General features: G+C 70.4%; 7 protein-coding genes. 3 read left to right on the forward strand and 4 right to left on the reverse strand.

The window, feature by feature from the left end; genetic code table 11:
- Nucleotides 1-260 precede the first annotated feature (260 nt).
- A complete protein-coding gene (locus ACIQTP_RS03040) occupies nucleotides 261-2,135 on the forward strand; it encodes an AMP-dependent synthetase/ligase (RefSeq protein ID WP_403395647.1) in 1,875 nt (624 codons plus the stop codon).
- Between the two features lie 78 nt (nucleotides 2,136-2,213).
- Here the strand turns inward: ACIQTP_RS03040 and ACIQTP_RS03045 are convergent, their stop codons facing one another.
- Both ACIQTP_RS03045 and ACIQTP_RS03050 read right to left on the reverse strand, forming a co-directional pair.
- Nucleotides 2,214-2,798, reverse strand: coding sequence for a two-component system response regulator (locus ACIQTP_RS03045; RefSeq protein WP_403395649.1), 585 nt, complete (start codon nucleotides 2,796-2,798; stop codon nucleotides 2,214-2,216).
- 11 nt (nucleotides 2,799-2,809) lie between these two features.
- A complete protein-coding gene (locus ACIQTP_RS03050; RefSeq protein ID WP_403396078.1) occupies nucleotides 2,810-6,886 on the reverse strand; it encodes a HAMP domain-containing protein in 4,077 nt (1,358 codons plus the stop codon).
- A 247-nt stretch (nucleotides 6,887-7,133) separates the two neighbouring features.
- Between ACIQTP_RS03050 and ACIQTP_RS03055 the strand changes: the two genes are divergently transcribed.
- Together ACIQTP_RS03055 and hemW are read left to right on the forward strand one after the other, a co-directional pair.
- Nucleotides 7,134-9,479: a SpoIIE family protein phosphatase gene (locus ACIQTP_RS03055; RefSeq protein ID WP_403395651.1), complete on the forward strand. Its 2,346-nt coding sequence runs from the start codon at nucleotides 7,134-7,136 to the stop codon at nucleotides 9,477-9,479.
- Between the two features lie 98 nt (nucleotides 9,480-9,577).
- Nucleotides 9,578-10,810, forward strand: coding sequence for a radical SAM family heme chaperone HemW (hemW, locus tag ACIQTP_RS03060; protein ID WP_403395653.1), 1,233 nt, complete (start codon nucleotides 9,578-9,580; stop codon nucleotides 10,808-10,810).
- 449 nt (nucleotides 10,811-11,259) lie between these two features.
- Here the strand turns inward: hemW and ACIQTP_RS03065 are convergent, their stop codons facing one another.
- Both ACIQTP_RS03065 and ACIQTP_RS03070 read right to left on the reverse strand, forming a co-directional pair.
- Complete coding sequence (locus ACIQTP_RS03065) at nucleotides 11,260-12,063, reverse strand: DUF3097 domain-containing protein (protein WP_403395655.1); 804 nt, start codon at nucleotides 12,061-12,063, stop codon at nucleotides 11,260-11,262.
- Between the two features lie 31 nt (nucleotides 12,064-12,094).
- Nucleotides 12,095-12,895, reverse strand: a complete 801-nt coding sequence (locus tag ACIQTP_RS03070; RefSeq protein ID WP_403395657.1) for an MBL fold metallo-hydrolase — start codon at nucleotides 12,893-12,895, stop codon at nucleotides 12,095-12,097.
- Between the last annotated feature and the right edge of the window lie 69 nt (nucleotides 12,896-12,964).

Here is a 12,964-nt window from a genome sequence, read left to right on the forward strand (position 1 = left end):
CACCTGTTACCCCCGGAAACTCGGGCACAATGCGGGCTCGTCGCGCTTCGGCGCGGCGAGCCCGTACGCGTGCGTAGGGTCGCTCTCTGTAGGAAGTGACAGGCCGCCGCCTCTTACGCACCGGCCGGACGCGCCTTACTCTGATCTCTGCTCGATGGTTACTCGCGAGTTAAACAACAGCCGAACCAGCCAGCCGCACAGCAACAGTCAGCAGTCGGTCGAGCCAGACGCACGCACTGTCGCGGGCCCCGGAGGATGTCGTGAGCGACACACAGACCCTGATCGAGAACCGTCCGCCGTCCGTGGCGGCCCTCTTCCTGGAGCGCGTGGCGGCCACGCCGAACGCCGAGGCCTACCGCTACCCGGTCCCCCCTGCCTCAGGTGAGGGCTCGGACGAGTGGAAGTCGCTGAGCTGGGCGCAGGCCGCCGAGCGGGTCTACGCCGTCGCGGCCGGGCTGATCGAACTGGGCGTACAGCCGGAGCAGCGCGTCGCGCTCGCCTCCTCCACCCGGGTCGAGTGGATCCTCGCCGACCTCGGCATCATGTGCGCGGGCGCGGCCACGACGACGATCTACCCGCAGACGAACGCCGAGGAGTCGGCGTTCATCCTCTCCGACTCCGACAGCAAGGTCCTGATCGCGGAGGACGCGGCCCAGCTCGCCAAGGCGCGGGAGAAGCGGGCCGAGCTGCCCGAACTCACCCACATCGTCGTCATCGACCCGGCGGGCGTCCAGACCGGCGACGGGGTGCTCACCCTCGCCGAACTGGAGACGCGCGGTTCCGCGTACCTGGAGAAGAACCCCGAACTGATCAAGGAGCGCGTCGGTGCGATCACCGCCGACCAGCTCGCCACCCTCATCTACACCTCCGGTACCACCGGCCGCCCCAAGGGCGTGCGCCTCCCGCACGACAACTGGTCGTACATGGCGAAGGCCATCGCCTCGACCGGGCTGCTCGGCCCCGACGACGTGCAGTACCTGTGGCTGCCGCTCGCCCACGTCTTCGGCAAGGTGCTCACCTCCGGCCAGATCGAGGTCGGGCACGTCACGGCCGTCGACGGCCGCGTCGACAAGATCATCGAGAATCTGCCGGTCGTGCAGCCGACGTACATGGCGGCCGTCCCGCGCATCTTCGAGAAGGTCTACAACGGGGTCGCGGCCAAGGCACGGGCAGGCGGCGGCGCCAAGTACAAGATCTTCCAGTGGGCCGCCGAGGTCTCCCGCGAGTACGCGAAGGCCAGCCAGGACAACTTCCGCCGCACCGGCACCGCCGCCGTGCCCTTCGGGCTGGGCGCCAAGCACAAGGTCGCGGACGCGCTCGTCTTCGCCAAGATCCGCGAGGCCTTCGGCGGCCGGCTGCGCGCCTGCGTCTCCGGCTCCGCCGCGCTCGCCCCCGAGATCGGCTACTTCTTCGCGGGCGCCGGTATCCACATCCTGGAGGGGTACGGCCTCACGGAGTCCTCCGCGGCCTCCTTCGTGAACCCCGGCGAGGCGTACCGCACCGGCACGGTCGGCAAGCCGCTGCCCGGCACGGAGGTGCGCATCGCGGACGACGGCGAGATCCTGCTGCGCGGCCCCGGCATCATGGAGGGCTACCACGGGCTGCCCGAGAAGACCGCCGAGGTCCTCGAATCCGACGGCTGGTTCCACACCGGCGACATCGGCGAGCTGTCGCCCGACGGGTACCTGCGCATCACCGACCGCAAGAAGGACCTCATCAAGACCTCGGGCGGCAAGTACATCGCGCCCGCCGAGGTCGAGGGCCAGTTCAAGGCCGTCTGCCCCTACGTCTCCAACATCCTCGTGCACGGCGCCGACCGGAACTTCTGCACCGCCCTCATCGCCCTGGACGAACCGTCCATCCTGGAGTGGGCGAAGGAGAACGGGCTGGAGGGCAAGTCGTACGCCGAGGTCGTCGCGGCCCCTGCCACGGTCGCCCTCGTCGAGGGATACGTCAAGGAACTCAACGAGGGTCTCCAGCGGTGGCAGACCATCAAGAAGTTCCGGTTGCTGCCGCGGGATCTTGATGTGGAGCACGGGGAGATCACGCCGAGTCTGAAGTTGAAGCGGCCGGTTGTGGAGCGGGAGTACAAGGGGCTGATCGAGGAGATGTACGCCGGTACGCGCGAGGCGTGAGGCTGTCCTTCGGCTGCGGGTGAGCGGGGGCTGGTCGCGCCCACGCGGCGGAGCCGCACATGTCACGGCCCCGCGCCCCTAAGGGGCGCGGGTGCCAGCCGCCCTGGCTATCAGGTGCTGTAGCTCTGCTACCTGCCTGCGGAGGTCCGGCACGTTCGGAGGGTCCTCTGTCGCCAACTGCTTCTCCAGAGCCGTCAGCCGTGTGCTGATCTGGGCCGCGTGGGTGTGTTCCTGGGTCAGCAGGCGTTCCAGCTGCTGGTTCTTGCGGTGCAGGTCCAGGAAGACCGTGACCTTGGCGCGCAGGACCCAGGGGTCGAAGGGCTTGGTCAGGTAGTCGGCGGCGCCGGTGGCGTAGCCGCGGAAGGCGTAGCCCGCGTCGGCGTCGGTGCCGGTCAGGAAGATGATCGGGACGTCCTTGGTCTGGTCGAGCCGCTTGATGTTGGCGGCGGTCTCGAAGCCGTCCATGCCGGGCATGCGGATGTCGAGGAGGACGACGGCGAAGCGTTGCCTGAGCAGCGCCTTCATCGCCTCCTCGCCCGAACGCGCACGTACGAGCGGCTCGTTGAGGGACCCCAGGACGGCCTCCAGCGCGATCAGGTTGTCCTCCATGTCGTCGACCAGGAGGATGCTGGCGCGCTCGTAGGTCGTTTCCTCAGCGCTCATGGTGACTGTCCTCATTCGGTCGTCGGCGGGGCCGCGGCCTCCTCGGACGACGTGCTCGGCCCCGGAACAACGGATCCTTCGGAGTCGTCCTGCTCCGCGTCGTGCGCGCTCTCCGGGTCGAGGAGGGCGCAGACGACCGTGAGCAGCTGATCGACGTCCACCGGCTTGGGTACGTAGTCGTTGGCACCGCGCGCGATGGACTTCTCGCGGTCCCCCGGCATCGCCTTCGCGGTGAGCGCGACGATCGGCAGGCCCGTCCAGCGGGGGGTGCGACGGATGGCGGAGATCGTCTCGTAGCCGTCCATCTCCGGCATCATGATGTCCATCAGGACGAGTTGCACGTCGGGGTTGCGCTCCAGGGTCTCGATGCCCTCGCGGCCGTTCTCCGCGTACAGGACGGGCATGCCGACGCGGCCCAGCACATGGGTGAGCGCGAAGACGTTGCGGATGTCGTCGTCCACGATCAGCACCCGCCGCCCCGGCAGGACCTGACCCGCCCGGCCGGCCTTCCACGCCTCCAGCTTGGTGGGGGTGGGCCAGGAGTCGTCGGTGTCGTGGGAGGCGTACGGCTCGGTGGACAGCTGCTCGGGCACGAGCGGCCGATGGTCCTCCGGCGTGGCGCCGGTCGCCGTGTGGCCGGGGCTGATGACAGGGACGTACAGCGTGAAGGTGGAGCCCTTGCCGGGGGCGCTCTCCGCGATGATGCGGCCGCCGAGCAGCCCGGAGATCTCCCGGCTGATGGACAGGCCGAGGCCGGTGCCGCCGTACTTGCGGTTGGTGGTGCCGTCGGCCTGCTGGAACGCCTCGAAGATCACCGGGAGTTTCTCCGCGGCGATCCCGATGCCGGTGTCGGAGACGGCGAAGGCGATCACGTCGTCGCTGTTCTCCCGGGTGAAGGCGTGCTCGGGGTCCTTGAGACGGTTGACGCGCAGTTCGACCCGTCCGGTCGCGGTGAACTTGATCGCGTTGGAGAGCAGGTTGCGCAGGATCTGCTGGAGCCGCTGCTCGTCCGAGTACATCTCCCGCGGTACGTCCTCCCCGACCGTCACCTCGAAGGCGAGACCCCGGTCGAGGGTGAGCGGGCGGAAGGTGGCGTGGACGTAGTCGAGGAGTTTGATCAGGGGGAGCTTCTTCGGGCGTACGTCCATACGGCCCGCCTCGATCTTCGACAGGTCGAGGATGTCGTTGATGAGCTGGAGGAGGTCCGACCCCGAGCGGTGGATCGTCGCCGCGAACTGCACCTCCTGGTCGGAGAGATGGCCGTCCGGGTTGTCCGACAGCAGCCGGGCCAGGATCAGCAGCGAGTTCAGCGGGGTGCGCAGCTCGTGTGACATGTTCGCCAGGAACTCCGACTTGTACTGCGAGCTCGTCGCCAGGAGTGCCGCCTTCTCCTCCAGTTCGGCGTTCGAGCGCTGCAGCTCCGCCTGCTGCGACTGGAGTTCGTCCGAGCGGTCCTGGAGCTGGATGGCGAGGCGCTGGGACTCGCCGAGCAGGGACTCCGTACGGGAGTTGGCGATGATCGTGTTGATGGCCACGCCGATGGTGTTCACGAACTGGTCGAAGAAGGCCAGATGGACGTCGGAGAAGCGGGAGAAGGAGGCGAGCTCGATCACACCGAGCAGCTTGTCCTCGAAGAGGATCGGGATGATGACGACGCTGGCGGGGGCGGCTTCCCCCAGACCGCTGTTGATCTTGATGTAGTCCGGCGGGGCCTCCTCGACGAGGATCCGCTTCTTCTCGCGGGCCGCCTGCCGGACCAGGCCGTGCACCGGCATGCCGCCCGTGTCGACCGTGGCGCCCTGCGCCGAGCCGTAGCCGGCGATGAAGGCGAGTCCCTTGGCGGGGACGGCGGTGTGGAGGGAGGCCCCGTCCTCCTCCGGGTCGGCCAGGAAGAAGGCGCCGTACTGGGCGTTCACCAGCGGGGTCAGCTCGCGCAGGATCAGGTCGGCGACCTCCATCAGGTCGCGGTGGCCCTGCATCAGCGCGGCGAGGCGGGCGAGGTTCGACTCCAGCCAGTCCTTCGCGCGGGTCGTCTCGCGGAGGTTGGCCACCATCAGGTTGATGTTGTCCTTCAGCTCGGCGACCTCGCCCTGGGTCTCCACGGTGATCGAGCGGGACATGTCGCCCTGGGCCACCGCGGAGGCCACCTCGGCGATCGCGCGGACCTGGGTGGTGAGGTTGGAGGCGAGCTCGTTGACGTTCGTCGTGAGGCGTTTCCAGGTGCCGTACACGCCCTCGACCCGTGCCTGACCACCGAGTTGGCCCTCCGAACCCACCTCGCGGGCCACCCGGGTGACCTCGGAGGAGAAGGAGGAGAGCGTGTCGACCATCGTGTTGATCGTCGTCTTCAGTTCGAGGATCTCGCCGCGGGCGTCCACGTCGATCTTCTTCGACAGGTCGCCCTGCGCCACGGCGGTGGCGACCTGGGCGATGTTCCGCACCTGCGAAGTCAGGTTGTCGGCCATGTAGTTGACGTTGTCGGTCAGATCCCGCCAGACGCCGGAGACGCCGAGAACCTGGGCCCGTCCGCCGAGCCGTCCGTCGGTGCCGACCTCGCGGGCCACCCGGGTCACCTCGTCGGCGAAGGCCCGCAGCTGCTCCACCATCGTGTTGACGGTGTCCTTCAGCTCCAGGATCTCGCCGCGGGCGTCGACCGTGATCTTCTTCGACAGGTCGCCGTTGGCGACGGCCGTCGTCACCTGGGCGATGTTGCGGACCTGGGAGGTCAGGTTCAGGGCCATGAAGTTGACGTTGTCGGTGAGGTCCTTCCAGACCCCGGAGACGCCTCTGACCTGGGCCTGGCCGCCGAGGTTGCCCTCGGTGCCGACCTCGCGGGCGACGCGCGTGACCTCGTCGGCGAAGGCGGAGAGCTGGTCGACCATGGTGTTGATGGTCGACTTGAGTTCGAGGATCTCGCCCTTCGCCTCGACCGTGATCTTCTTGCCGAGGTCGCCCTGCGCGACGGCCGTGGAGACGAGGGCGATGTTGCGGACCTGCGAGGTCAGGTTGTCCGCCATGAAGTTGACGTTGTCGGTGAGGTCCTTCCAGACCCCGGAGACGCCTCTGACCTGGGCCCGCCCGCCGAGGTTGCCCTCGGTGCCGACCTCGCGGGCGACGCGCGTGACCTCGTCGGCGAAGGCGGAGAGCTGGTCGACCATGGTGTTGATGGTCGACTTGAGTTCGAGGATCTCGCCCTTCGCGTCCACCGTGATCTTCTGGCTGAGGTCGCCGTTGGCGACGGCCGTGGTGACCTGGGCGATGTTGCGGACCTGGGAGGTCAGGTTCGAGGCCATGAAGTTGACGTTGTCGGTGAGGTCCTTCCAGACTCCCGAGACGCCTCTGACCTGGGCGCGGCCACCCAGTTGCCCTTCGGTGCCGACCTCGCGGGCCACGCGCGTGACCTCGTCGGCGAAGGCGGACAGCTGGTCGACCATCGTGTTCACGGTGAGCTTCAGTTCGAGCAGCTCACCGGTCGCCTCGACCGTCACCGTACGGGTCAGGTCGCCGCGCGCCACCGCCGTGGTCACCAGGGCGATGTCACGGACCTGGGCCGTCAGCCGGGACGCCATCGTGTTGACCGCTTCGGTCACATCGCGCCAACTGCCCGACAGACCCTGTACCTTGGCGCGCCCGCCGAGACGGCCTTCGGTGCCGACCTCGCGCGCGACCCGGGTCACCTCGCCCGTGAAGAGGGAGAGCTGATCGACCATCTTGTTGACGGCGCGCCCCAACCTCCGTAGATCGCCTCTGAGCTGACGGTTGCCGTCGTGCAGGTCGACCCGTTGGGTGAGGTCGCCGCCGGCCACCGCGTCCAGGACGCGCGTCGCGTTCGCGGCGGGCGCCACCAGGGCGTCGAGCAACTGGTTCACGTCATTCACGCGGGTCGTCCAACTGCCCTGGCCCGGGCTCGCCGACAGCCGCTCGTCGAGCCGTCCGTGCCGGACCAGCTCGCGTCGTACCCGCTGCACTTCCGTGTTGAAGTGGGTGCTGCGGTCGATGATCTGGTTGAACGCCGCGCTCAGATCGGCCACCAGGCCGTGCCCCGTCTCCGGCACCTTGGTGAAGTCACCGTCGCGTGCGGCGGTCATCGCGGCGAGCAGCGGACGCAGATCGGACGCCGGGATCCGGCCGTCGTCGAATGCCCGAATCTGTCCGTCTTCGAGCACACGCGTAGCACTGTTCTCACTCATGGCGGCCCACTTCGGTAACTCGGCGCTTATGGGCGTGGCCAGTCTGTCACTCTGTCCGTGTCGCCTGAGGCGTATTCGTCCGAACTGCTCAGGGAGCCGCACAGTGGGGGCCATTCCGACGCAACGGGAGTCGCAACCGGACTCCATGGCGCTTGCCCCTGGTACGCCCGCGCACTACCGCGCGGGTCAGGAGGCCATGGGGCGCGCCGCGCTGCCGGGCACTCCGCTCGCGCCCGGCGCCGCCCGCCGCATGGTGCGCGAGACGCTCGCCGACTGGGGGGAACTCGCCCTGCCCGGCGCCGAGATCGTCCGTGAGCGCCTCGCCGAGGACGCCGTCCTGGTCGTCAGCGAACTCGTCACCAACGCCGTCGTGCACGCGGGTACCGACGTCGAGCTGCTGTGCCGGCTGGAGATCACCGACGGCGGTGCGGTGGGCGCGGTGGTCGTCGAGGTCTCCGACCACCATCCCGCGCGGGCGGTACGCGAGGAGTCGGCCGAACGGGCGTACGGCATACCGGAGTACGGGCGGGGGCTGCGGTTGGTCGCCTCCCTGTCGGAGGCGTGGGGGATCACGTATCGGACCGGGGTCAAGACCGTGTGGGCGCGGCTGCCCGTGGACGGGGGGCTGGGCGTCGACGAGGGATTGGGCGTTCAGGGTGGGTTGGGTATCGAGAACGGGCTGAGTGTCGAGGGTGGTTTGGGTGTTGAAGGCGGGCTGAGTGCCGAGGGTAGGTTGGGTGTTGAGCGCGGGTTGGGTGTCGAGGGTGGACTGGGCGTTGAAGGCGGGCTGAGTGTTGGTGGTGGGTTGGGTGTTGAGCGTGGGTTGAGTGCGGGTGGAGGGTTCGGTGTCGACAGGGGGATGGGTCTCGGGCCGGGAATGACGGACGCCGTGGGACTGTCCGCCGGTTCGGGGCTGGCCGACGGAATCGGACTGCCGGGCGGGACGGGACTGGTCGGAGAGACCGGACTGGTCGGAGAGAGGGGACTGATCGGCGAGACCGGACTGATCGGCGAGAGGGGACCCTTCGGCGAGAGGGGACCGGTCGGCGAGACGGTCGCCCCCGGACCGCGGCAGAGGCCGCGGCAGGACGGCGACTGGCTCAACCGCGGCGCCCTCTCCTTCCTCGCCGAGGCCTCCGACCTGCTCGCCGGGCAGCTCGACGAGGACCTCGTCGCCGCGCTCGCCGGACAGCTCCTCGTGCCGCGGCTGGCCGACTGGTGTGCCGTATGGCTGGAGGACGAGGCCACCGACCGAGGGGGTGGGCTCGGGCTGGCCCTGGGGCCCCGGCTCGCCCGCGTCTGGCACGGCAGTGAGAACCGGATCGAGGAGCTGCGGCGGGCCCTGGAGAAGGACCCGCCACGATTGCCGGACTCGGTGCGGTCCCGGGCGGTGCCGGTGCCCTGGCCGGGCGAGGCGTTAGGACCGGGGGAGGCGTTAGGACCGGGGGAGGCGTTGGGCACGGGGCAGGCGTTGGGCACGGGGCAGGCGTCGGGTCAGACGGGTGGCGTGGGCGGGGTGAGCGGGGCGGCGCTCGCGTACCGGCTGATCGCGGGCGGCCGGCCGCTCGGCACCCTCGTCATCGGCCGGGCCGGACTGACCGCCTTCCCCGACGAGATCACCGGGCTCGTCGAGGACCTCAGCCGGCGGATCGCCCTCGCCATCGGCGCGGCCCGCCAGTACGCGCGCCAGGCCACCATCAGCCGGGTCCTCCAGCGCGGCCTGCTGCCCGGCGCGGTCGCCGAGATCCCCGGGGTGCGCAGCGCCCTCGTGTACGAGCCGCTCGACAAGGGCGGACCCAGCGGCGACTTCTACGACCTGTTCCCCGCGGGCGACGGGCGCTGGTGCTTCGTCCTCGGCGACGTCCAGGGCAAGGGGCCCGAGGCCGCCGTCGTGATCGGCCTCGCCCGGCCCTGGGTGCGACTGCTGGCCCGCGAGGGCTACCACGTCGCGGACGTCCTCGACCGCCTCAACCAGCTCCTCCTCGACGACGCGACGGAGGCGGCGGACGCGGCGGCCCGTGCGCTGGTGGCGGCGGGCGGGCCGGGTCTCGGCCCCGACGAGGGTCCGCAGACGCGTTTCCTCTCCATGCTGTACGGCGAGCTGGTGCCCTTCGAGGGCGGCGTACGCTGCACCCTCGCCTCCGCCGGGCACCCGCTGCCGCTGATCCTCGGTCCCGACGGCGATGTACGGGAAGTGGCCGAGCCGCAGACCCTCCTCGGTGTCTTCGAGGACGCGACCTACGTCTCCGAGACCTTCGACCTGTACCCCGGCGACACCGTTCTGTGCGTCACCGACGGGGTGACGGAGCGGCGCAGCGGGCCCCGCCAGTTCGATGACGACGAAGGGCTCGCGGAGGCCCTCGCGGGCTGTACGGGGCTGAGCGCGGAGCTCGTCGCGGAACGGATCCGGCGGCTCGTGCACGAGTTCGGCAGCAAGCCGCCGGAGGACGATCTGGCGTTGTTGGTGCTACAGGCGGAGTGGGCGGAGTAGGGGGAGCGGGGGCCGGCGGGGAAGCGGGGGAGCGGGGGAGAAACGGCAGGTGAGGGGCTGGAAAGGGGTATGCGGCCGGGTACGGGACAATGGAAGGCATGCCTTCCGCACTTCCCGACGGTGAGCCCGTCCCCGACGACGGGGCGCTGCCCGCGCACGCCCTGGCCGGAGCCGCCGAGCGACCCCTCGGTTTCTACCTCCACGTGCCGTACTGCGCGACCCGCTGCGGCTACTGCGACTTCAACACCTACACGGCGACCGAGCTGCGGGGCACCGGAGGCGTGCTCGCCTCTCGCGACAACTACGCGGACACGCTGATCGACGAGGTCCGGCTCGCCCGCAAGGTCCTCGGCGACGACCCGCGACCCGTCCGTACGGTGTTCGTCGGCGGCGGTACGCCCACGTTGCTGGCCGCCGACGACCTCGTACGGATGCTGGGGGCGATCCGGGACGAGTTCGGGCTCGCGGACGACGCGGAGATCACGACCGAGGCGAACCCGGAGTCGGTTGATCCGCGGTATCTGGAGACGCTCAGGACCGGAGGGTTCAACCGGATCTCCTTCGGCATGCAGAGCGCCCGGCAGCACGTCCTCAAGGTGCTCGACCGTACGCACACCCCCGGCCGGCCCGAGGCGTGTGTCGCGGAGGCGCGTGCGGCCGGGTTCGAGCATGTGAACCTCGACCTGATCTACGGCACGCCCGGTGAGTCCGACGACGACTGGCGGGCCTCGCTGGACGCCGCGCTCGGCACCGGGCCCGACCATGTCTCCGCGTACGCGCTGATCGTCGAGGAGGGGACGCAGCTCGCCCGCCGTATCCGGCGTGGCGAGGTGCCGATGACGGACGACGATGTGCACGCGGACCGGTATCTGATCGCCGACGAGGTGCTCTCCGGGGCGGGGTTCGACTGGTACGAGGTGTCGAACTGGGCCACCTCCGCCGCCGGGCGGTGCCTGCACAACGAGCTGTACTGGCGGGGTGCCGACTGGTGGGGGGCCGGGCCCGGGGCCCACAGTCATGTGGGCGGGGTGCGGTGGTGGAACGTGAAGCATCCCGGGGCGTATGCGGGGGCGTTGGCCGCGGGGCGGGCTCCGGGGGCGGGGCGTGAGCTGCTCTCCGAGGAGGACCGGCGGGTGGAGCGGATTCTGCTGGAGCTGCGGCTTCGGGAGGGGTGTCCGTTGTCGCTGCTGAGGGTGGAGGGGCTCGCGGCGGCGGGGCGTGCGGTGTCGGAGGGGTTGCTCGAATCCGGGGCGTATGGCGAGGGGCGGGCTGTGCTTACGCTGCGGGGGCGGTTGCTGGCGGACGCGGTGGTACGAGACCTGGTGGACTGAGGGGGCTGCGCCCCCACTCCCGGCTGTGCTTTTTGGCTGCGGGCCGGTGGGGGTGCTCGCGCAGTTCCCCGCGCCCCTACGGGATCGGGGCTGCGCCCCGGATCTCCCTGTTCGCTGGTGGCGTTTTGGCTGCGGGGCGGTGGGGGTTGGTCGCGCAGTTCCTCGCGCCCCTGAGGGGATTGGGACTGCGCCCCGGATCTCCCTGTTCGCTGGTGGCGTTTTGGCTGCGGGGCGGTGGGGGTTGGTCGCGCAGTTCCCCGCGCCCCTGAAGGCCTCGGGGCGTTCGGCGTTCGAGGCCGATGTCGCTTGCCGCACCCCACCCCGGCTCGCGCCACTCGGGCCGTCCGGTGATTGTGGGCGAGGTCGGTCAGGCCGGTTGGGGGTTTGGGGGCGGAGCCTCCAAGGGGGGATGGGACGGGTAGGGGCGGCGGGGGCGAGGATCGGTTTTGTCAGTGCGGGGCTGTGACGAAGTCGATGAGTTCTTCCACTCGGCCCAGGAGTTCCGGTTGCAGGTCCTTGTAGGAGTGGACGCGGGACAGGATGTGCTGCCAGGCGGCGCCCGTGTTCTCGGGCCAGCCGAGGGCGCGGCAGACGCCGGTCTTCCAGTCCTGGCCGTGGGGGACCCGGGGCCAGGACGGGATGCCCACGGAGGACGGCTTCACGGCCTCCCAGATGTCGATGTAGGGGTGGCCGAGAACCAGGGCGTGATCGCTCGTGACCGACGCCGCGATACGGGACTCCTTGCTGCCGGGCACCAGGTGGTCGACGAGGACGCCGAGGCGGGCGTCCGGGCCGGGTGAGAAGTCCGCCACGATCGCGGGCAGGTCGTCGACGCCCTCCAGGTACTCGACCACGACGCCTTCGATGCGCAGATCGTCGCCCCACACCCGCTCGACCAGCTCGGCGTCGTGGCGGCCCTCCACGTAGATCCGGCCGGCACGGGCGACCCGGGCCCGCGCGCCGGGGACGGCCACCGAACCGGAGGCCGTGCGGGTGGGACGGACGGCGGTGGTGGAGGGGCGGGTGAGGGTGACTACCTGGCCCTCCAGGAGGAAGCCGCGCGGTTCCAGGGGGAACACCCGGTGCTTGCCGAAGCGGTCCTCCAGCGTCACCGTGCCCGCCTCGCAGCGGATCACCGCACCGCAGAACCCGGTCCCCGGCTCCTCGACCACCAGGCCCGGCTCCGCCGGAACCTCCGGCACGGGCTTGGGCTTCTTCCACGGCGGAGTCAGGTCCGGAGAGTACTGGCGCATTCGGATGACGATAGGAGAAGCCCGGCGGCGCTCAACGCGACACGCCGGAATCCGACACGCCGGAATCCGACGCGTCGAAACCCGGCGCGGCGAGACCCGGAACGCCGAAACCCGACACGCCGAAACGCGCGGCCAGCGCATCCCGCTGGGACCGTACGAACCCGGCGTCCACGACCGCTCCGTGACCGGGTACGTACAGCGCGTCCTCCCCGCCGAGGTCGAGCAGCCGGTCGAGGGCCCCGGGCCAGCGCGACGGTACGGCGTCGGGGCCCGCCTGGGGCTCGCCGGACTCCTCGACCAGGTCGCCGCAGAACACCACCGTCGGCTCGCCCGGCACCACGACCACGAGGTCGTGGCCGCTGTGGCCCTCGCCCGTCCGCACCAGCAGGACCTCGACGCCGCCGGCCAGCTCGAGACGCCAGGTGCCCCACACGTAGTGCCGGGGACGCACCAGGGTGTCCGCCGCGTCCTCCGCCGCCCGCGCGTCCAGGCCGCCCCGTACCGCGTCCGCGTACAGCTCCTCGCGCCCGTGCTCGTACACCTCGTCCGAGCCGCCCGCGACGAGGACCTCCGCGCCCGCGAACGCCGCAGCGCCCAGGACGTGGTCGAAATGGGGGTGGGTGAGCGCGACGAAGGTCACACGGCGGCCGGCGATCGCCTGCGCCTCCCCGCGCAACCGCGCGCCCTCCGCGAGGCTCGATCCCGCGTCGATGATCAGCGCCCCGCCGTCGCCCACGACCAGCCCGACCGTGCAGTCCCAGACCGGAAGCCGCCGCCGCCCCACCCGCGGCGTCAGCTGCTCCCACCCTGCCTCTTCCCAAGTCACCTTCATACGCCGACGCTAGCGGTGAGGGCGTGGACGGTACGACATCACGGGCAGGGACGGTGTGACATCGCGGGA

The organism is Streptomyces sp. NPDC090798 (genome assembly GCF_044768965.1).
Taxonomy (GTDB): Bacteria; Actinomycetota; Actinomycetes; order Streptomycetales; family Streptomycetaceae; genus Streptomyces.